The sequence below is a fragment of the Chitinophaga sp. genome, assembly GCF_035761305.1.
Taxonomy (GTDB): Bacteria; Bacteroidota; Bacteroidia; order Chitinophagales; family Chitinophagaceae; genus Chitinophaga.
On sequence record NZ_DASTRI010000235.1, the window covers coordinates 1 to 21,556 of the forward strand.

18 protein-coding genes and 2 tRNA genes are annotated in these 21,556 nt (G+C 51.5%); 12 read left to right on the forward strand and 8 right to left on the reverse strand.

Translation table 11 applies throughout. The annotated features are described in order from the left end of the window. Positions 1 to 36 precede the first annotated feature (36 nt). From VFS25_RS19705 to VFS25_RS19725, 5 genes are all read right to left on the reverse strand, one after another. Positions 37 to 122: transfer RNA gene (locus VFS25_RS19705), tRNA-Leu, on the reverse strand. A 52-nt stretch (positions 123 to 174) separates the two neighbouring features. Then, a tRNA-Gly gene (locus VFS25_RS19710) sits at positions 175 to 247 on the reverse strand. 314 nt (positions 248 to 561) lie between these two features. After that, a complete protein-coding gene (locus tag VFS25_RS19715; RefSeq protein WP_326463894.1) occupies positions 562 to 1,140 on the reverse strand; it encodes a hypothetical protein in 579 nt (192 codons plus the stop codon). A 126-nt stretch (positions 1,141 to 1,266) separates the two neighbouring features. After that, complete coding sequence (locus tag VFS25_RS19720) at positions 1,267 to 1,914, reverse strand: hypothetical protein (protein WP_326463895.1); 648 nt, start codon at positions 1,912 to 1,914, stop codon at positions 1,267 to 1,269. A gap of 408 nt (positions 1,915 to 2,322) precedes the next feature. Continuing rightward, positions 2,323 to 3,267: an AraC family transcriptional regulator gene (locus VFS25_RS19725; RefSeq protein WP_326463896.1), complete on the reverse strand. Its 945-nt coding sequence runs from the start codon at positions 3,265 to 3,267 to the stop codon at positions 2,323 to 2,325. 134 nt (positions 3,268 to 3,401) lie between these two features. Between VFS25_RS19725 and VFS25_RS19730 the strand changes: the two genes are divergently transcribed. The 3 genes from VFS25_RS19730 (at position 3,402) to VFS25_RS19740 (ending at position 6,842) form a co-directional block, all read left to right on the forward strand. Further along, positions 3,402 to 4,802, forward strand: coding sequence for an ATP-binding protein (locus tag VFS25_RS19730; protein WP_326463897.1), 1,401 nt, complete (start codon positions 3,402 to 3,404; stop codon positions 4,800 to 4,802). 64 nt (positions 4,803 to 4,866) lie between these two features. Then, complete coding sequence (locus VFS25_RS19735; RefSeq protein ID WP_326463898.1) at positions 4,867 to 6,531, forward strand: FAD-dependent oxidoreductase; 1,665 nt, start codon at positions 4,867 to 4,869, stop codon at positions 6,529 to 6,531. A 38-nt stretch (positions 6,532 to 6,569) separates the two neighbouring features. After that, positions 6,570 to 6,842 carry a UBP-type zinc finger domain-containing protein gene (locus VFS25_RS19740; protein WP_326463899.1) on the forward strand — a complete coding sequence of 91 codons (273 nt, stop codon included), beginning with the start codon at positions 6,570 to 6,572 and terminating at the stop codon, positions 6,840 to 6,842. A gap of 76 nt (positions 6,843 to 6,918) precedes the next feature. On the opposite strand, the gene VFS25_RS19745 is transcribed toward VFS25_RS19740, so the two are convergent. From VFS25_RS19745 to VFS25_RS19755, 3 genes are all read right to left on the reverse strand, one after another. Beyond that, complete coding sequence (locus tag VFS25_RS19745; RefSeq protein ID WP_326463900.1) at positions 6,919 to 7,113, reverse strand: hypothetical protein; 195 nt, start codon at positions 7,111 to 7,113, stop codon at positions 6,919 to 6,921. Positions 7,114 to 7,219: 106 nt separating this feature from the next. Beyond that, positions 7,220 to 10,336 carry a lantibiotic dehydratase gene (locus VFS25_RS19750; protein ID WP_326463901.1) on the reverse strand — a complete coding sequence of 1,039 codons (3,117 nt, stop codon included), beginning with the start codon at positions 10,334 to 10,336 and terminating at the stop codon, positions 7,220 to 7,222. A gap of 404 nt (positions 10,337 to 10,740) precedes the next feature. Next, complete coding sequence (locus tag VFS25_RS19755; RefSeq protein ID WP_326463902.1) at positions 10,741 to 11,541, reverse strand: hypothetical protein; 801 nt, start codon at positions 11,539 to 11,541, stop codon at positions 10,741 to 10,743. A gap of 201 nt (positions 11,542 to 11,742) precedes the next feature. Here VFS25_RS19755 and VFS25_RS19760 point away from each other — a divergent pair, with 201 nt between their 5' ends. The 9 genes from VFS25_RS19760 (at position 11,743) to VFS25_RS19800 (ending at position 21,508) form a co-directional block, all read left to right on the forward strand. Next, positions 11,743 to 12,858: a DUF3667 domain-containing protein gene (locus VFS25_RS19760; RefSeq protein WP_326463903.1), complete on the forward strand. Its 1,116-nt coding sequence runs from the start codon at positions 11,743 to 11,745 to the stop codon at positions 12,856 to 12,858. A gap of 8 nt (positions 12,859 to 12,866) precedes the next feature. Continuing rightward, on the forward strand, positions 12,867 to 13,646 hold the full coding sequence (locus VFS25_RS19765; protein ID WP_326463904.1) for an enoyl-CoA hydratase-related protein: 780 nt from the start codon (positions 12,867 to 12,869) through the stop codon (positions 13,644 to 13,646). 47 nt (positions 13,647 to 13,693) lie between these two features. Then, entirely contained in the window at positions 13,694 to 14,227 is a 534-nt protein-coding gene (locus VFS25_RS19770; protein ID WP_326463905.1) for a hypothetical protein, read from the forward strand. 169 nt (positions 14,228 to 14,396) lie between these two features. Then, positions 14,397 to 14,864, forward strand: a complete 468-nt coding sequence (locus tag VFS25_RS19775; protein WP_326463906.1) for a response regulator — start codon at positions 14,397 to 14,399, stop codon at positions 14,862 to 14,864. A gap of 33 nt (positions 14,865 to 14,897) precedes the next feature. After that, positions 14,898 to 16,100 carry a sensor histidine kinase gene (locus VFS25_RS19780; RefSeq protein WP_326463907.1) on the forward strand — a complete coding sequence of 401 codons (1,203 nt, stop codon included), beginning with the start codon at positions 14,898 to 14,900 and terminating at the stop codon, positions 16,098 to 16,100. Between the two features lie 16 nt (positions 16,101 to 16,116). Continuing rightward, complete coding sequence (locus VFS25_RS19785; RefSeq protein WP_326463908.1) at positions 16,117 to 19,728, forward strand: response regulator; 3,612 nt, start codon at positions 16,117 to 16,119, stop codon at positions 19,726 to 19,728. Further along, a complete protein-coding gene (locus tag VFS25_RS19790; RefSeq protein WP_326463909.1) occupies positions 19,721 to 20,110 on the forward strand; it encodes a response regulator in 390 nt (129 codons plus the stop codon). The genes VFS25_RS19785 and VFS25_RS19790 overlap by 8 nt, the downstream gene beginning before the upstream one ends. Then, on the forward strand, positions 20,103 to 20,936 hold the full coding sequence (locus VFS25_RS19795) for a protein-glutamate O-methyltransferase CheR (RefSeq protein ID WP_326463910.1): 834 nt from the start codon (positions 20,103 to 20,105) through the stop codon (positions 20,934 to 20,936). Before VFS25_RS19790 ends, VFS25_RS19795 begins: the two co-directional genes overlap by 8 nt. Next, entirely contained in the window at positions 20,918 to 21,508 is a 591-nt protein-coding gene (locus VFS25_RS19800; protein WP_326463911.1) for a chemotaxis protein CheB, read from the forward strand. The genes VFS25_RS19795 and VFS25_RS19800 overlap by 19 nt, the downstream gene beginning before the upstream one ends. Positions 21,509 to 21,556: the final 48 nt, after the last annotated feature.

The window sequence follows — 21,556 nt, forward strand, 5'->3', positions numbered from 1 at the left end:
GGAATGGCACCTTTAGGAAAAAGATTTAAGAGGATGTACCCCAGACGGGAATCGAACCCGTACGGGCATTTCTGCCCACAGGATTTTAAGTCCTGCGCGTCTACCTGTTCCGCCACCAGGGTATCAAAGACTGAATGTAAAAAAAAATCCAAACACAAGGTTTGGATCTCTATGAGCGGAAGACCGGGCTCGAACCGGCCACCCCGACCTTGGCAAGGTCGTGCTCTACCAAATGAGCTACTTCCGCATAGTTTTTTAAGAGCTATTTTTTCGTTGGGATTGCAAAGATAGTTATTCTTTAGAATTTGCCAACTTTTTCTGCCGGCAAGGCATAAAAAATTGCAGCTACTCACGCAATCTTTACAAGGAAGCCCTTTGATGCTTCGGCTTCTCCTGTAACTCCACAACAAACCTTAAGCTCTTTAATGTACCCCGCAGCCAGTCCTTGTAAATAATTAGCCTTATACCACAGCCTTCCCCCAAAAAAATACCCCCGGAGGCAAGCGCCGGAGGTATCTCTTTACCTAAACCCTATGAAAATTTATAAACCTATCGAAGATCCTATAAACCGAAGGCATATGCCACCCGCAGTCCCAGCACATTATTGGAAGAACCGCCGTCGGCAAACTTGCTGTAGCCTTCAAACTTGATACCGGCATCCAGGTAGCTGCCATTGCCTAAATGAAACAGGTAGCCCACCTGCGGTGAATATGCAAAGGCCGCGGATTTATCTGCCAGCACATCGCTTTTGTTCGCTACAAAAACAGCGCCTGCCTGCGCCTGCACGTAAAAGTTGCTTACCGGGTAATACTTCAAACCGGCTTTTACGGGTATCAGCTGCAGGTCTTTCGGTGAAAAGCCGGCAATGTCTTTGGCAAAGTAGTTGGCATAACCGGCATTTACGGTTACATACAGGTCCCTTTTAAGGATAGCAAAATCGCCCTGTACAGCACCACCGATAGACCAGTCATAACCGTCTTTGAAATCGCCCAGGGGTAAATTGGCTTCAGGGCCTACGCTTAAAAGAATGGCCGGTCTTTCAGCGGGAGCTTTTTTGCCGGCATCCTGTGCTTTGGAAGAAAGGGTTAACCCTGTTAACAGGAGCAGTCCCATAATGCCTGTCTTGATTGTCTTTTTCATCTTCTGTTGATTTTAATACTTACGAAACGTATATCGTTGATTGTTCGATAGCACAAAATTAGCGCAGCCCTGTACACCGCACAATGCCAATAAGGAGGATAATAGAACCAATTTTCCGGCTTGGCTTCAATTGCATACTTTTAAAAGCCCGGGCATTGTAGGGTAGCGCACGGATTTTACATACCGGTTAATACTTATTACCCGCAGTGCCGGTGAGGTACCAGGTGCGCCGGCGGGGGCATTACTGATAAGTTCCGCCCGTATTGCAATATTACCCGGATCAGCAGTAATTGTTTGTTTACCGGCAACATGCTTTTGCATACCGGCAAATACCGTGTCATCAGCAGGCCTTATTGATACGGTAGTGGCCGCTTTGGCTGCTGCCCCGGATGTTTCGTTAGTAACGATCTGCATTTCGTATTCCGCAAGCGCCCATTCCTGCATATAGCTCCTGTATTGCTGTACCAGTTTTGCCTGCACTGCAGCTGCTTCCATACCTGTTTTGAGCAGGTTTATGGCCATGCCGGTCATGGCCCGGTATACCTGCACTTTACGCTGCTGTTTTTCAAACACCCGGTAAATGCGGGATGCCATATGCGATGCCTGCGCCAGCCACTCCGCGTATTGCATTGTACGCCGGAAAGCAGGGGAGCGTTTTACCCGGCGGCGGCTTAATGAGCTTTTTGCACGTACTAAATATTTGCCGTTCATTTGGTAGTAACAGCGGTTGTTGATGGTGCCCGTAATAAAATGAGGGCCTGCCTGTTTTCCCATAAAAAGAGTTTTGGTGATTGATACGGCAAATGTATCTGCGGTATAAAAGCTACCCAAACAAAGTGAGCGTTTTGATTACTTTTGATCACTTTTGGTTGTTTTTGACCGGAATGGTCAAAAATGATGATTTTGGTCTGTGCACATCCCTGCTGCAACAGCACCGGTGAACGCTTGCCGCCCGGATGCATCCCGGGATAAAAGCGTTCTTACATGGGGGTAAAAGCGTTCCCCATTCCCGCGCAACCCGTGCGCTATGCTTCACAGCTTCCCGCTGCACCTTAGCCTACATTGGTACAGCACCTCCCTATGCCCATCCATACATCTACTCATCCCTCCATCATCCCCCTAACATCTGCACATCTGCATATCTGCACATCCGCACATCTACCCCTCTCCCCATCCATCCGCTCAACATCTGCACACCTGCATATCCGCACATCTGCACATCTTCAAATGCGCCGTCGGATTTACGCCTGCAAAATGTTTGAAAAAACGGCTGAAGTGCGAGCTGGTATCAAAGTTCAGCTGCTCTGCGATCTCCTTAATACTGTAAGCGGTGGTATGCAGCAAATACAGCGCTTCCCGGTACACCCGCTGGTGAATAATGGTCAGCGCATTTTCGCCCGTGGCATGTTTCACCTGCTCGCTCAAATGTTTGGCCGATACATGCAGCAGATCGGCATACTGCTGTACGGTGCGCACCGTCAAAAAGTGGGTTTCCACCAGCTGTTTGAAAGCCGCTACCAACTGCAGGGAACGGCCGGCAGGCTTTACAGGCCGCTGCAGCGATCTTTCATGCGCGCGGTTGATCTCGTACAGCAGCTCTACCAGCAGCAGCCGCACCATCTGCAAAAAATAAGCAGGCGCCTCCCGGTACTCCCGTTCAATCTTAATAAAGAGGTCGCGGATAGCATTAAACTCCTGCTCGTCCAGGTGGTAAATAGGCGGGTAATCGGGCGATAATTCCAGCAAATGCGCCAGTATCTGCTCCTTAATAAAAGAATAGGCTAAAAATTCCTGCCTGAAAAGGATCATGTATAACAGCAGGTCGTCGGAAGCGCTTTCAAAAGCATGCAGGTCGCGGGGAGAAACAATGTGTATGGATTGCGGCATCACCTCAAACGTATGATGCCCGATGGTTTTTACGCCATGCCCCCGCAGGCACAGCACCAGCGCATAGTGGTCCGTTTTTACCGGCGGGCCGTTGTGAAGGCGGCCTTCGTTGCTCAGTATTGCAAAATCACCTGCCTGCAGGTCCGAGTATTTTTCAATACCGAAATTTTGCGGGGGCTGTCCGGCTAAATAGTGCCGGACTGTAGTGGAAATATCCAGTCTGACTGCATCCTTGCTCATGGTCCTTAATTCCTTATCTTTTGTATTTATCTTATCCGGTGCTAAACAGTGCAAATTTAAGTAACTTTAAGATTGCAGGCACGAACATGTATATACAGCATGTTTTCCCACCCTTTAAATCAACAATTTACCCGATGAACCAGGTTACCGTAGAATGGCTTCAGACCATAGACGCTATTAAGGAAGTTCCCGCAGCGCAGCTGCAATGGATGATAGACAACAGCAAGCACCATGTAATACCCGCAGGCGATTTCCTGTTTAAGGCAGAAACGCCTATATGGGGCACACACTTCATTATAACGGGCCGCATACGGGTGTACCGCCTGCAGAACAATGAAGTGCGGGAGCTGGCAGTATGGCCGCCCAGGTCCATTGCCGGGTACCTGCCTTTTTCAAGAGGTAAGGTGGCTGCCGCCTTTGGCGAAGCCCTGGAAGACACCCAGGTCATGAGCCTGCCCATTGAAAAATCGCCCGAGCTGATACGCAATCACTTTGAGCTTACACAGTCGCTGGTGCACATGATGACGGACCGCGTGCGGGAATTTACCTCCTTCCAGCAGCAGAACGAGAAAATGATGGCCCTGGGCAAGCTCTCCGCCGGCCTTGCGCATGAGCTTAATAACCCTGCTGCCGCCATTGTACGCAGCGCCGAGTCCTTAAAAAAACACCTGCAGCTGGAGCCCGACACTTTCCGGGAGGTAATGGCCATACAGGCTACGCCGGAGCAGGTAGATGCGATCAGCGCGCTGTTGTTCTCCATCCTGCACGAAACAGCAAAGCCGGTGCTCTCCCTCATGGAACGTTCCGACCGGGAAGATGAGCTGCTCGACTGGCTGGATGATCATCACGTTGCCAACAGCGCGGAGGTGGCGGAGAACATGGTGGAGTTTGGCTTTACCATTTCCCACCTGGAAGCGTTTAAAGCGCATGTACGGGAAAAAGACATCTCGCCCGTGTTCAACTGGATCAACGGCAGCCTGGTAAAGGAAAGAATGGTGCAGGATATTGAAGAAGCCTCCAAACGCATTGCCACCCTGGTAGGCTCCATAAAAGTGTTTACGCACATGGACCAGGGACATGATAAGCAGCTTACCGATATTCACAACGGCATCCGCAATACCTTGGTAATCTTACAGCACCGCCTGCGCAAAGGCAACGTAGAGCTGATAGAGCATTTTGATGAAACCCTGCCTAAAATAAAAGCCCTTATCGGGGAAATGAACCAGGTATGGACCAACCTCATTGATAATGCCCTGGATGCCATGGAGCCGGCAAAAAAAGGCGTGCTGGAAATACAAACTTCGCAGGACCGCCATTGCGTGCATGTGTCTGTTATAGACAATGGCCCCGGCATACCGGAAACGATCAGGAGCCGCATCTTTGATCCCTTTTTTACCACCAAAGGCATCGGCAAAGGCACCGGCATGGGACTGGACATTGTGATGCAGATCGTGCGCCAGCACAAAGGCAATGTAAATGTTACTTCGCAGCCGGGGCGCACAGAGTTTAAGGTGTCGTTGCCCATACAAGGGTAATCATCCCTTTAAATTGTATATTTAAACCCACGGAGATAATGTCAACTCTCACGTTTGAACACACATGGAACAACCGTTAATTTTCTGTATTGATGATGATGCGCAGGTGCTGCGCGCAATTGTGCGGGATCTTAAAACCCAGTATCGTAAAGAGTACAAGATCATAAGCACCACTGAAGTGAATGAAGCGCTGGACAGTTTACTTGAGCTGAAGAACCGTGGTGAAACCATTGCCATGTTCATCTCCGACCAACGCATGCCGGTAATGGAAGGGGTAGACTTCCTGGAAAAGGCCATGCAGTTTTATCCCGAAGCCCGCCGGGTGCTCTTAACAGCTTATTCAGATACCGATGCCGCTATTAAAGCCATTAATTCCGTACAGCTGGATTATTACCTCGTAAAGCCCTGGGGGCCGCCGGAGGAGAAATTATACCCGGTGATAGATGAGCTGCTGGACGACTGGCAGCATATGTACCACCCGGATTTTAAAGGCATCAAGGTAGTAGGCTACCAGTTTTCCCAGCAATCACATGCTGTAAAGGATTTCCTGGCCGGCAACCTCATACCGTACCAGTGGCTGGATGTACAAAGCGTTGAAGAGGCAGGCCGCCTGCTGCAGCTGAACAACCTTACCACCAAAGATCTGCCTGTGGTGTTCTTTGAAGATGGTACCTGCCTGGTAAAACCCGCCATTATGGAAATTGCAGGTAAGGTGGGCCTTAACCCGCAGGTAAAACATGATGTGTATGATGTGGTGATCATTGGTGCAGGCCCTGCAGGCCTGGCTGCTGGGGTGTATGGCGCATCGGAAGGATTAAAAACATTGCTGATAGAAAGACGTGCGCCCGGAGGGCAGGCCGGTACCAGCTCCCGCATTGAAAACTACCTTGGTTTCCCCACGGGGTTAAGCGGGGCGGAGCTTACCCGCCGCGCTATTGCACAAGCCACCCGTTTGGGCACGGAGTTTATTACCCCGCAGTCTGTAAAAGACATTCAGCAAAAGGATGGTTATAACAAGATCATCCTGGAAAACGATACGGTGATCAATACCCGCAGTGTGATCATTACCACGGGCGTAGATTACCGCAAGCTGGATACCAAAGGAGTAGACCAGTTCACCGGCGCCGGCATTTATTACGGCGCTGCCATGACAGAAGCCACGGCCTGCAAAGACAAGGAAGTATATATTGTAGGCGGCGGCAACTCCGCCGGCCAGGCCGCCATGTACCTGTCGAAGTTTGCGAAGAACGTGTATATCCTTATCCGCAAGGATGATCTGACCAGCACCATGTCGGCCTACCTGATAGAGCAGATCAAAGGCGCCGACAACATTCATGTACGCCCGCGTTCGGAGATAGTGGAAGCAAAGGGCACCGACAGGCTGGAGCAGCTGGTGATAAAGAATATAGATACAAACGAAACCGTTACGGAAAACGCCGAAGCCCTTTATATTTTTATAGGCGCCAAACCTTTCACGGATTGGATAGCGCTGAACATTATCAAAGATGAAAAAGGCTTTATAGAAACCGGCCGTGAGCTGAAGAAGTACAGTGAGTTTGGCAGGATATGGAAACAGCAGCGCGATCCTTACCTCCTGGAAACCAGCTGCCCGGGCGTTTTTGCCGCCGGCGACGTACGCGCCAGCGCCATGAACCGTGTAGCCGCCGCCGTAGGAGAGGGATCTATGGCCATTAGCTTTGTACATAAATACCTGGCAGAAGTAAAGTAGAGAGCTTTTAACCACTTACATCATTTAATTCAATAGCTATGTCACAAACAGGACTTTGCAAGCACCTTGAAAGCATAGAAGAAATTAAAGCCGCGGAAAAATATGAATGCGCCGAATGCGTAAAGCACGGCGGCAGGTGGGTGCACCTGCGCACCTGCCAAACCTGCGGCGTTACCCTTTGCTGTAACGACTCTCCCGCGCAGCACATGAACCAGCACCAGCATGACACCGGCCACCCCGTTATATCATCCGCAGAACCCGGCGAAAGATGGCTATGGTGCTATAAGGACGATGTATTTGCGGAATATTAGCCGTCACAGCATAAAAAAAGGCCGTTCCACTGTCTTACCAGGGAACGGCCTTTTATTTTACTGCTCGTTACAAAAATTAGTGCGAAGTACTGATAACAGTGGTGGTAGGCGTTGTGTGCAGCGCCTGCCGGTCTTTACGGCCTGTTAACACAGTGTTTTCAGTTACATGTGCAATGGTTCTTTTGTGCATAGCCAGTTTTTCATGGCTCTGTTTATCCCAGTTGGCTAATGCTTCCAGGGAGAACTTGGTTTGCTGAGATTTTACACTCATTGGTTTAGATTTTTTAGGTGAACAAAAATGCCTACTCTGTTAAAGGTGTTTCGGCTACCCCTTGTTGTATATTGGCCAAATACAATTAATAGTGAATAATGAACAATTAATAATTAAGGCCGCGGCTAACAGCTCCGGCAATCCACTGTTTGCTTCTTTCATATCCCGCCAGGAAATCATACAACGCCATTTCATAAAGCCGCGGCTCGCTGCTCATAATGCGGTTAATCATCATGTGCACATAGCTGCCCAGCAGGGAGTGCCATTCTGTGGTAAGCCGCCCCTGCCTGCGTATAGCCAGCAGCTCTTCTGCTAAAGGCTTTATCAGCGTGCTGCGCTGCTCCAGCAGCTGCAGCACGGGGTAAAACCGGTTGGCGGCTGTAATGTCGCCCATAATTTCATGAATATAGCCGGCATGCTGCTCATACCGCCGGTTCAGCTCCTGCCGCATGGGTTTATCCTGCTGCATTTCCCTTGCAAAAGCAGCTTTCTGCTGTTGTATAAAAACTTTTTTCTCCGCAGCATCCAGCTGCATATCATCCAGCAGGCTATCCATGGCTTTTAAGGCCCACAGCCATTTTATCTGCTCCTGTTCATCGCCGCTCAGCATAGCCAGCAGCTCCAGCGTGGCCTGGCTGTCATAAAAGAACAGGGTTTCGGAAAGCGCCATGGTAGCGGAGCCGCCGTATCTTTCCAGTTCCCGCTTATAGGTGTCCAGCCTGGTTTTCCATACCAGGTGCGATGCCTGTAAAGGCGCCAGCGCCCGGGCCAGCAGGCCGATAGCCTTGCCAATATGCCGGGTATCGGTAAGATGAAAGCGTACCCGCAAATGAAAGTCGGGGTCCAGGTAGCGGATAAAGAACCATTGGTCAGTAATGCCGTCGTTCATGAGGGTTTGCACTGCCGGCCGCAGCTGCTCCGTTAACAGCTGGTCGGCCAGCGCCGGCCCGCAATATAGCTTATAGTACAGCCATTCCGATCCCACGGGAAAGGAGCGGCGGATGCCTGGGGCAATAATCCCTTGTACCGGCTCACGTACGGGGCTATACGTAGTTGTGGTTTTTATCATGGGCGCTACGCATTGCTGTATGTATTTGCCGTTGCCGGTTAGAAATTCTTTCAGGGTAAAGGAGGCGCGTTGTTTTACGGTGCGCAGCCAGGCCTGTACGGTGTACAGGTTGTCCAGGTCTACCAGCAGCTCATGGTCCCCGTCTGCCAGTACCAGCAGCTGCGGCAGCTGCCACCGCGTGCGGAACTGCCGTACAGCGGCTGCCAGCTCACTAGCCGGGCATTGCTGCAGGGGGGCAATATCGGTCTGCTCCAGCTGCCACCGGGCCACGCTCAGCACAATGTTTTTATACCGCACCCTGGGTAAAAATGCAAACCGCAGGGGCTGTGTTTTCCACTCAAATAAAAACGCGGATTGTAAGCCCTGCTTTTGCAGGTCGCATAAAAAGCGGTATACCGGTAACGTATGTACAGCATAGTTATGCATATTGCTGAGGCGCGGTATGATCTGTTTGTTCAGCTGTTTGGAGAAAAGCTGCAGCTGCTGGTCAGCCACGCGCAGGTACAGGTCCTGTATGGGTATTTGTCTTGCTGCCGGCAATGATGATTGTGCCAGGTAGGGGATCTCGTAATCCCGGAAAGCGGGGTGCAGCAGCACATTGCCGGTGCGGTCGTCCGGCAGGTGAATGATCTCGGCAAATACTACCCCTTCATTCAGCCGCTGTTCTTCCCGGGTAATATGCAGGGCCAGTTGATGCATGGCTGCATCGTCATGGGCAAAGCGCCCCAGCATGCCGGCTGCGCTGGGGCCAAAAAAGCCTTCCAGTTGCAAATGGCCGCTGTTGGCGTTCAGCAGGCGAAACATGGCCGACATGGATGGCGGGTAGGCCGCCGGCGTACCGGTATTGGAAGGCAGCTTGTCATCTTCCAGCACCAGCTCTTTTTTTCCTGCATGCAGGCAGCGGGTTAATTGGGCCAGCAGCCAGGTATCTGTTTCCGTGATCGTGCGGGCGGGCGTTTCCGTTTGGTCCGGGACGGGGGCGGCCAGGCCGGCTACCAGCGGCGCAAAAGCAGGGGCGGCGCCTGCGGGGTAACCTATGCCCGCTTCTGCATCCAGCGCCTGCACCAGCGGAATAGCCTCATCCGCATAGCGCGCATAAAATGCACGGGTAAAGTCCTGCAGGGCAGCGGTGTCGCCGCTTTTGTACATGCCCAGCTGCTGCAGCACATGCAGTGCCTCCAGCAGGCCGGATTGCAGGCGGGCCGGCAATCCGCTGTTGCCCGTTGCGGGGCGGAAGGCGTCTACCTGCAGCAGTTTGCCTGCTTCTACGGGCGCGCCCAGCTGTTTTACCAGCGCTGTAATGTGCGCATAGGCAGTAACCGGGTTGGCGGTTTCCGCGTCCAGCGCCTGCAGCGCAACCGCTATCTGCTCAAATATATTTACAATATTACCGGCGGCAGGTAGTGAAAGGCGCTGCAGCACCTGCAGCAGCTGCGCTGCCGGTCCGGGGCCGGTAATGGCCGGTTCCAGCTCGCTTACCAGCACCTGTGCATCTGCCAGCTCCGTAACATATGCCAGGGCTTCAGCTGCCGTAACAGCTTCGCTGCCCGTTAACAGGGTGCTCAGCGCGGCCAGCGTGGCGCCGGGGGCAGCCCCTTCCAGCACGGTTTGCAGCGCGGTATGGCAGGCTACCGCGCTAATGCGGTAATGCCTTTTGTTCTGCACATAGCTATACTCCATATACCGCAGCTCATGCCCGGTTATATAGCGGCTGTTGTTGGGATAATATAACAGGTGCTCGCGTATAGCAGGCTGCTGCTCCAGCTGCTGGGCCAATGCGCGCAGGTAGTACATGTCAAGCCGTGTGCGCCGTTGTACCGGCATGTCATCAAATACCGGCAGGTCCGGTGCAGCGGCCCAGGGCAATGTAGTGCAGGTGGAAAACGAGCCGAATGGTGTGCACCGGCTGTAAGAGCGGGTATAGTATTTAACAAGGGCGTCGGTTACTTTGGCCTTTTCTTTTTCGGTATGCAACCCGCCTTCACGCAGGCGCACCAGTTCGTCGTACAGCACCGGCGATGCAATGTACACCGACTCCATAAAAGCGGCATCCCACAGCAATTGCTGCACGGTGGCTGCTCCAAAGCGGGGCTGAAAAGGTAAACGCGGAACTCTTATGACCAGACTGTCACAAAATGTAAACGGAGTTTTCATACCGCAAATAGCAGGGCTTTAAATCGGGTTATAAGCGCTGGGGGCAGAAAGCCTAAAGCAAAAAGCAAAAAACAAAAAACAACGTAACATATCAAGAATGCTTCGGGCAAAACATAATCAGCTTTAAGCAATCAGCAATCAGCTTTAAACAATCAGCATTCAGCTTTTTGCTTTCTGCATTCAGCAATCTGCAATCAGCAACCAGCAATCTGCAATCAGCAATCAGCAATCTGCAATCAGCTTTTGGCTTTTTGCTTTTTACTTTTTACTTTTTACTTTTTGCTTTTTACTTCCGCTTATCTTTAAATATACGCCCATTTGCCGTTAATAAGAAACGGTTTTCTGTCATAAGACTATCATACCTTAAAAGCCCTGCTACCCGCCATGTTAGTTGGATAAGATGGTTATTTGTTGTAGTCGTAGTTATACTTTATAAGACCCAGCAGCGCTTTCTCCTTACCATAGCATTCTTCCCGCAAAGGCAGGCCCTTTTCGTCATATTTATATTTCCAGATGGTATAGTTGGAGGTTTCCGCATTCACGGTGGTCATTTGCGACAGGCGGCCCTGTGCATCGTACTCAAACATATAGTCCGGCAGCATGCGTTTTTTAGCCGCATGGTAGCGCAGCACGTCTGTAAGCCGGCCCTGGCTGTCGTAGTTATAATAAATACGCGGGCTGCGCACATTTTTGCCGTATTCCTGCTCTTCTGTTACATGCCCCTGCGCATCGGTTTTGAACAGCACCAGGGTGCTGTCGTTCCCCAGGCTTTTCCGCTGCACCATGCCAGCCAGGCGCCCCTTGTCGTCATACCGGTAGGTGCGGGTGTTGGTAACACGGAACTTGCTGCTGCCCATTTCCGATACCGACACGGAATGTATGCCGGTGATATGGCCGGCCGTATCGTACCGGTACTGGATGGTGGTAATGCTGCCGCCGGTACTGTCTACTGTTTTGGTAAGCTGCCCCTGGGCAGAGAAGGTGGAGGTCATAACGCTTAGCCCCGTGGCACGCGACTGTGTAACAGACCGCATTTGCCGGAAATTGGGCGTTAATATGCGCTGGCACCGGAAATCATTATCGGTTTCCAGGCTGGCGTCCAGGCTTTGCACCCCCTGTACATGTACATTGTTAGCCTTCAGCCGGGCCATGTTATGGGCCGTTTGCTGTGTGTTGTAAATATCCTGGTAATAATACTGGGCCATGCTGCGTGCCGTAAACAGGAGCAGACAACCAGCCAGTAAACCATATTTTCTTGCTTGCATCGTAGGTGAACTCATAACTAAAGGTGACAAAAATACTAACGTTCAAATCATTTGAAAATTTTTTAGATATATAAGATTTTCCGCCCTTGGAATTTTGTCATAAGTTTTGCTATTTTAGCCGGGTCTAACCTTAAAATATACTTGAAAACGCAACCTTTAAGGCAGGATAAGCACTGCCTGAACTGCGGAGCAGAAGTTCCGGAGAGATACTGTACGCACTGCGGCCAGGAAAATGCCGTTCCTCATGAGTCTTTCGGTCACCTCGTAAAACATTTTGTGGGCGATGTGCTGCATTATGACTCCCAGTTCCTGAAAACGCTCAACTACCTGCTGTTCCGGCCCGGGCGTCTTACCAGGGAGTACATGGCAGGCCGCCGGGTAGCATATGTAAATCCCATTAAACTATACATTTTCATATCCTTTGTATTCTTCCTTTCCCTGGCCATGCTTTCTCCCCATGAAAGCCATGAACCGGAGGCAAAGCCCGGTACCGGCAAAGAAGCCGCCGCTGCGCAGCATGAGAAGGATGATGAAGAGGAGATACCAACAATAGCCGGCATCGTGGACAGCGTACGCGGCTCGCTGAAAGAAAATAACGTGCTGCCGGCGGAAACAGCCGGAGATACCGGGGTTTACCACTACCGCTATGACACCGGCAGTGCCCCGCACGTATCGGCATACAACAGCCTCCGCAAGGCAGCCGCCGCGCCGGACACCACCCGGCAAAAGGATGAGGACAACCCGCTTAAAAAGTACCGGAACGCAGCTGCCTATGACTCCGCGCAGGCCGGCATGCCCAAAAGTGAGCGCGATGGCTGGTTGAAGCGGTATGTAACGCGCAAGGCCTTTAAATTCGACGATAGCTTTGAGGATGGTTTTACCGAAGCCCTCAAGCATCACTTCCCTAAAATGATGTTTGTGCTGCTGCCGCTGTTTGCCCTGTGGCTGAAGCTGATCTATAACTGGAAGCGCTGGTACTATGCGGACCATGCCATTTTTTCCCTGCATGTGCATTGCTTTGCCTACGTGCTGCTGCTCATAGCGTTTATACTGGAGGCGGCCACCGGCTGGGAGAATTTTGTAGGATGGGGCTCCCTGCTCATTTTCGGGTACCTGGTGCTGGCATTGCGCAATACCTACCGGCAGTCTTTTATGCGCTCACTTGCAAAAGCGTTGCTGCTGCTTATCGGCTATAGCATTAGCTTTGCCTTTGTAGGCGTTTTCTTTATACTGATCATATTTGCGGTAATTCTGTAATTTTATAGATGCAACCGGAATATATAATCGTACACCAGGAAGTAGCAACCCATGTTGCACATATACAGCTGAACCGCCCCAATGCACTGAATGCACTGAACCTGCAGCTGATGACCGAGCTTAAAACAGCCCTCCAGGCACTGGATGCCGACGGGCAGGTACGCGCGATTGTCATAAGCGGCAACGAAAAAGCATTTGCCGCGGGCGCCGACATTACAGAAATGGCCGGTAAAAGCGCCATCGACATGTATAACATCGACCAGTTCAGCACCTGGGATGCCATTAAGAAAATAAAGAAACCCCTGATAGCAGCTGTAAGCGGCTTTGCCCTGGGAGGAGGCTGTGAGCTGGCCATGCTGTGCGATATGATCATAGCCAGCGAAACCGCCCGTTTCGGACAACCGGAGATCAAAATCGGCGTAATGCCCGGCGCCGGCGGCACCCAACGCCTTACCAGGGCCGTGGGAAAAGCCCTGGCCATGGAAATGGTGCTTACCGGCCGCTTTATAACCGCAGCGGAAGCGCTGCAGGCGGGGCTCATTAACCGGATAACACCCGTAGAGCTATATCTTGAGGAAGCCGTAAACCTGGCAAAGGCAATAGCCGCCATGAGCCCATTAGCCGCCAGGATGGCAAAGGAAGCCGTGCTAAAGGCATTTGACACCGGTTTGGAAGAAGGATTGCACTTTGAACGCAGGAATTTTTACCTCCTGTTCGCATCCGCCGACCAGCAGGAGGGAATGCGCGCCTTTATTGAAAAACGGGCGCCCGCATTCACCGGTAAATAGGCATCAGCACCAGCCTGCAAACTATTACAGAACAAATGAGAATTGCCATGACTATGAGAATGCTGCTGCCTTCTTTATCTTTATTGTGCCTGCATGTATGTGCATGTAAACCTGTTACCCCAAAAAAAGCGGACCAGCACCGGCAAAATACCGCTGTATTGCCTGCCGCCGATACCATGGTGCCTGCCAGCGATACCATTGTTGCTAATGAGATCACCTCCTGGAGCCGCTTTGAAGACTATACCGGCCGCTATGCCGGGGAGGTGGACCTGCTGCAGAAAGAGCCGCTGAAACAGCGCTTCCGCAATCTCCTGGGCAGAGATACCGTTTTATTCATACAACGCTTCCAGGTGGCGCCTCCCATTGAAATTGAAGGCAATCTCCTGTATAACGAAGGCTGCCAGCCCCATAACTGCGGTACAGATGAAGCAGCGCTGGCCATTGATATGAGCCGCGACCTCATTTACGCCGGTATGGCTATAAAAGGGCGCATAAAAGTGTATGCCGAAAAAAATGATACCGCCTACCCGCAGCGCCTGCGGGAGTGGAAACAGCGGGTACTGCAAAATAGACGGTACTAATCCGTGGAATTGTTTTTATATTTAATACTCAGTTACACCCGTATTTATATTAAAATCTGCCGTACGCCACAACACGGGGAGGGTTAAACGTTCCAAACGCTGCCATTTGCGGCGCGTAACGTCATGGAAAAAATACTGCGACTTTTTAGTTTGGATTAATTTTGCGCGAATGACAGATTTTATGAACAAACCAACAACATTCCTGCTGATAGATGATGATGTAGACGATATTTCATTATTTGAAGAGGTATTGCAGCAGGTAGATCCGGCCGTAACATTTGCTTCCGCCCCCAACGGGCAGGAAGCCCTGGCAATGTTAACAGCAGCTGCCGCCGCCCTGCCGGATATTATTTTCCTTGACCTGAATATGCCCCGTATGGACGGCCGCCAATGCCTGGCCGCTCTTAAACAGAACGATAACCTGAAACAAATACCTGTGATCATGTACACAACGTCCTCACAACCCAAGGATATAGAGCAGGCATTGAAGAACGGAGCCGTATGCTATATTACCAAACCTACCAGCCTTAAAGAGCTGCAGGAGATCCTGGAGGCCATTACCGGCAATGTGCACCTGCGGCTGGAAGAGGCCCTCAGAGCCTTACGCGATACCGTGCCCTCCTGCGTGGTTTGCTGATATGTTTTATTTAATGTTTTTTCAGTTGTTCGTATGATCCTGATTGTTGACGATAAACAGGAAAACCTTTACTCGTTAAAAGCCTTGCTCCGCCTCAATCTTTATGAGGTAGACACCGCCATGTCCGGGGAAGAAGCGCTGAAAAGAATACTTAAGAACGAATATGAGCTTATTATTCTGGATGTGCAGATGCCCGGTATGGACGGCTATGAGGTGGCGGAAACCATTACCGGCTACAGCCGCTCCCGCGATATTCCCATCATTTTCCTGTCAGCCGTAAATATCGATAAACGTTTTGTAACCAAAGGATATGCTTCCGGCGGCGTGGATTATATTACCAAACCCTTTGACCCGGACATCCTGCTGCTGAAAGTAAAAACCTTTACCCGCCTGTACCGCCAAACCCGGGAGCTGAACGATATTAAAGATACCCTGGAACAAAAGGTGCAGGAACGCACCCAGGCCCTGGTACAGGCCAATAAAGAGCTGGAGCTTAGCAACGCCGAACTGCAGCAGTACGCCTTTATCGCATCCCACGACCTGCAGGAGCCGCTGCGCAAGATCATTACCTTCAGCCGCCTGGTAATGGACCGTTTCCTGGGCGGCATACCCGAAGCGCTGCAGTATATGAACAAGGTAATATCCTCATCCGAGCGCATGCGCAACCTCATTAACGACCTTTTAAGCTACTCCCGCCTGGCGGAAAAGCCCCGGTTCTACATCTGCAACCTGAACCAGCTGCTGCAGGAAACCATGGCCGACCTGGAAGTAGCCGTAAAGGAAAAGAACGCGCGCATCCAGGTAAGCCAGCTGCCGGCCATAGAAGCCATACCGGACCAGATGCGGCAGCTGTTCCAGAACCTGGTCAGCAACGCGCTCAAATTTTCGAAAAGAGATACGCCGCCCGTTATTAAAATATGGAGCGAGCTCACAGACCAGCGCTCCCTTACCGGCAACCCGGCTGTGAAAGGCGCCTGGTGCCGCATTTATATCGCCGACAATGGCATTGGGTTTAATGAAATGTACCTTGACAAGATATTCCACATGTTCCAGCGCCTGCACGGCAAGGGTGAGTATGGCGGCACCGGTATTGGCCTCACCATCGTAAAAAAGATTATTCAGAAACATAATGGCCTTATCTCTGCCGAAAGCAGGGAAGGGGAAGGCGCCACTTTTGTGGTGGTGCTGCCGGTGAAACAGGCAGCAGTGCTTGAAGCAGAAACACAGGGCTTATAAACGCATATACATATACATGAACGAGTCATTTAAAAGGAATTTAATAGTCAGCTACGGAGTATCCCTTTTCCTGGTAATTGTAAGTTCCATCGCCTCTTACATGAGTATTCACAGCCTGCTGCAGGGGCAGAGCATGGTAGATCATACCAACACTATCATCATGAACCTGGAGCAGATTTCCTCTGCCGTAAAAGACGGTGAAACCGGCCAGCGCGGCTACCTGCTTACCGGGCGGCAGGACTTCCTGGATCCTTACAACGGCGCCCGTGACCGCGCCATGAACACACTGGAGGAAGTAGAAAAGCTAACCAGCGACAATCCCACACAGCAGCAATCCCTGCTGCAGCTCCGTAACCAGGTGGTAAAGCGCTTTAGCCTGCTGCAGGATATGGTGGAGAGTAAAAGAAGGGGATATGCCATGCCGGAGAATGCGCTAACAGAAGGCAAGGTGCAGATGGACGAAATACGCCACATCATCAATACCATGAAGGACCGCGAACAGGCCCTGCTGGCCGTGCGTACCGCCAAAACCAACCGCTTTGCCGCTTATACGCCTATACTCATTATTATAGCTTCTATACTGTCGCTGCTGGTAGCAGTGGTATCTTTCCTGCGGGTAAACGCCGACTATGAAAAAAGGGTACAGCTGCAGCAGGAGCTGCAGCAGAAAGATATAGATACCGGCAACCGCCTGAGCATTATACAGGGCATTGCCGATAAAATATCCGGCGGCAACTACGGCGTGCGGGTAAGCGACGAAGGAAAGGATGTGCTGGGCTCCCTGGCCGGCTCCCTGAACAAAATGGCCCAGTCGCTGGATTATTCTTTTAACACCCTCTCCGAAAAGGAATGGCTGCAGGCCGGCATTGCCGCCCTTAATGAAAAGCTCATAGGCGAAAAGGAGCTGGATGTGCTTACCTACAATGCCCTGGAGTTTCTGGCGGCATATACCGGCTCGCAGGTAGGCGCCTTTTACCTGCTGAAGAATGAGGAAACCCTGGGCCTTACCACCAGCTACGGGCTGGATAAAACCAACCTGAAAAATACGCTGTTCCTGGGCGAAGGACTGGCCGGGCAAGCCGCCCTTTCGCGTAACGACATGGTGCTGGAAAATGTGGAGGAAGCAGCGCTGATAGTGAACCATACCGCCGGCAGCATAAAACCTAAAAACATTGTTGCCGTACCGGTCATGCATGAACGAAAGTTGAAAGGCGTGCTGGAAGTAGCTTCACTGGGCGTTTACAATGCCATTGCACGGGAGTTCCTGCGAGCCGCCGCCTTTAACCTGGGCCAGGCCATACACAGCGCGCAGGATCATATGCGCCTGCAGGACCTGCTGGCCGAAACACAGGCCCAGTCCGAAGAGCTGCAGGCCCAGCACAGCGAGCTTGAAAACATTAATTCCGAGCTGGAAGCGCAGTCGCAAAAGCTGCAGGCCTCGGAAGAAGAGCTGCGCGTACAGCAGGAAGAACTGCAGCAGGCCAACCAGGAGCTGGAAGAACGCAGCCGCCTGCTCGAAGAAAAGAACGAGCTGATACTGGAACGTAACTTTGAGATACAGGCCAAGGCGGAAGAGCTGGCGCAAACCACCAAATACAAATCGGAGTTCCTGGCCAATATGTCGCACGAGCTGCGTACGCCGCTCAACTCTATCCTGCTGCTTTCACGCCTGCTGTCGGAAAACCACACCGGTAACCTTTCCAATGAGCAGGTGGAATATGCCACGGTAATACAAAGCTCCGGCAACGGCCTGCTTACGCTGATAGATGAAATACTGGACCTCTCCAAGATAGAAAGCGGCAAAATGGAGCTGGAGTATGAGTTTGTAGGAGTAGAGGAGCTGACCGCTGAAATGAGCGCCCTGTTTAGCCCACTGGCAAAAGATAAAGGCATTGCCTTTAACATAGAAACCGGCGCCAACCTGCCCGGCATGCTGGAAACAGACCGCCTGCGCCTGCAGCAGATACTGCGCAACCTTATTTCCAACGCGCTCAAGTTCACTGCCCGCGGTTCCGTTACCCTCCGCGTTAGCAGGGACGAGCAAACCATTTCCTTTGCCGTGCAGGACACCGGCATTGGCATACCGCAGGATAAGCAGCAAACCGTGTTTGAAGCCTTTCAGCAGGCCGACGGCTCTACCCGCCGCAAATACGGCGGCTCCGGCCTGGGATTGTCTATTAGCCGGGAGCTGGCCAAGCTGCTGGGCGGTGAAATCAGCCTGGAGAGTGAGGAAGGCAAAGGCAGCACCTTTACGCTTAGCCTGCCGCTGCAAAAAGGCGCCTCCATTCATCCGCCCAAAACGGCAATACCCGAAATACCGGCGGCAATGCCCGAAGAAATTGCAGCGGTAGAACAGGAGATAAAAAAAGAAGATGGGCTTACCAAAGATCCGCAGTTCCTGGCAGCCCATATTCCCCCTGCTGTGCCGGACGACCGTAACAATATTGCCGGAGGGGAAAAGGTGATCCTGATCATAGAGGATGATACCGCCTTTGCTCGCTCACTGCTGGATTATACCCGCCAAAAGGGCTACAAGGGCATTGTAGCGGTGCGGGGCGATGAAGGCGTGGAACTGGCCCGCCGGTTCCGCCCCCTGGGCATACTGCTGGATCTGCAGCTGCCTGTTAAAAGCGGCTGGGAAGTAATGGAGGAGCTGAAATCCGATCCATCCACACGGCCCATACCCGTGCACATGATGTCGGCCTACCAAACCAGGAACCGCAGCCTTTCCCGCGGCGCAGTGGCTTTCATTAACAAGCCTGTTGACCTGGAAAAGCTGAGCGATGTGTTCCTGCGTATAGAGCAGGCCCTTAGCCGCTATCCTAAAAAGGTATTGATCGTAGAGGAGAACAAGAAGCATGCGCAGGCCCTGGCCTACTACCTGGGTGGCTTTAATGTGTATACAGAGATCAGGGATAACGTAGGCGAAGGCATACAGGCCCTGAACCGCAGTGAAGTGGATTGCGTGATACTTGACATGGGCGTGCCTGCCCAGCAGTCGTACGACATACTGGAGGAAGTGAAGAAAGCGCCTGGGTACGAGAACCTGCCCATAATTGTGTTTACAGGCCGCAACCTCTCCCACGTGGAGGAAATGCGCATTAAGCAGTATGCAGACTCTATTGTGGTAAAAACCGCGCACTCTTACCAGCGCATACTGGATGAGGTGTCGCTGTTCCTGCACCTGGTAGAGGAAAACACCCGCGACCAGGGGGTAACCCGTTATAAACGCATGGGCGCATTAAGCGAAGTGCTGAAAGGCAAAATTGTGCTGGTGGCGGATGATGATGTGCGTAACATCTTCTCCCTCACCAAGTCGCTGGAAGCCTATGGTATGAAGGTGATTTCCGCCATAGATGGCAAGGAAGCCATCAAGCAGCTGAATGAATTGCCAAAGGTTGACCTGGTGCTGATGGATATGATGATGCCTGAAATGGACGGCTACGAAGCTACCCGCCGTATAAGGGAAATACCCAAATACCGCAACCTGCCCGTAATAGCCGTAACCGCCAAAGCGATGACGGGCGACCGGGAAAAGTGTATTAACGCCGGCGCCTCTGATTATATCACCAAACCGGTAGATGTGGACCAGCTGATATCCCTGTTACGGGTATGGCTATATGAATAACTCCAAAAGCACCAAAGGCATGCGTAGCGTACTGATAATAGACGATGACAGCCGTAATATTTTTGCCCTCACCGCCGTATTAAAGGCCAGGGGCTTCCACTGTGTAACCGCCGCCGGTATGCACGAAGCATTTGATATGCTGGCAGCCGATGATACCATTGGCATTATTTTAATGGATATGATGATGCCGGACATGGATGGGTATGAAGCCATTCCCAAAATAAAGGCATCGCCTCAATGGCGGCACCTGCCGGTAATAGCCGTAACAGCGCAGGCCATGGCCGGCGACCGTGACAGGTGCCTGGCTGCCGGCGCCGATGATTATATATCAAAGCCGGTAGACATAGATAAACTACAACACCTGCTGCAAACGTATGTTTGATAAACCGGAAAATAGCGTAAAGGATGAGGAGCTGGACCTGTTGCTGGAAGAGCTGTTCCGCAGCTATGGCTATGATTTTACCAATTACGCCCGCGCCTCTCTGAAAAGAAGGGTAAGCCGGCTGATGATCATTGACCGTTTTCCCAGCTTTGCCGAGCTGCTGTTCCGCGTGCGCCGCGATGCCACTTACCTTACCCGTATTGTGGAGGAGCTGACCGTGAATGTAACGGAAATGTTCCGCGATCCCAATGTATTTAAAACCATACGGGAGCAGGTATTGCCCGTGCTGGCCACGCATCCTTTTATCCGTGTCTGGCACGCCGGTTGCGCTACAGGTGAGGAAGTATATTCCATGGCTATCCTGCTGGAAGAGGCTAACCTGCTGCATAAGTCGCTGCTGTATGCAACAGACCTCAATCCCACGGCAATTGAAAACATACGCAAGGGCGTATTTCCACTCAGTGAAATGAAGCAGTATTCGGAAAACTATATACTCTCCGGCGGCAAGCGCGATTTTTCCAGGTACTACACCGCCAAGTACAATTGGGCTAAGTTCGACGACCGGCTGAAGTCAAAAATGATCGTAGCCACGCATAACCTGGTATCTGACCGCTCTTTCAACGAGTTTGTGCTCATCTTTTGCCGCAATGTGCTTATTTATTTTGATAAGCACCTGCAGGATAATGTGCTAACGCTGTTTGATGAAAGCCTGGAAAAGCTGGGTTTCCTGGTGCTGGGCTCCAAGGAAAACCTGCGTTTTAGTCCCATAGCCCGCAAGTATAAACAATTGGAAAACAGGGAGAAAATATGGAGGAAGGTGATGTAAACAAATACAGGATGGTGGTCATTGGCGGCTCTGCCGGCAGCCTTGACGTTATTCTGAAAATTGTGGCGGCAGTACAGGATGCGGCAGACGTGGCTTTTATAGTAGTGGTGCATCGCGCCAAAACCGGCGATTCTATCCTGGCCGACCTGCTCTCTACCCAAACAAAGCTGGCGGTTAAAGAAGTGGAAGATAAGGAGCAGATACTGCCCGGCACTATTTACATAGCCCCGCCGGACTATCACCTGCTGCTGGAAAATGAATATACCTTTTCGCTGGATGCGTCTGAAAAAGTGCATTACAGCCGCCCCAGCATAGATGTTACTTTTGAGTCGGCCGCGCTCGTATATAAGACAACGTTAGTGGGCATATTACTGTCCGGCGCTAATGCAGACGGCGCCGCGGGCATTAAAACCATTGCGGATGCCGGCGGCTACACCATTGTACAGCAGCCCGCTACCGCGGAAGTAAGCTATATGCCGCAGCGCGCCCTTAGCATTGCACGGGTGAGCAAGGTGCTGGAAGGGGAGGAGATTGGCGGGTTTTTGAATAAAATATTAAATGTAAAATCTTAAATGTAAAATGTAAAAGTGAATGCAGTGTTTACATATTGCATTGCTTCA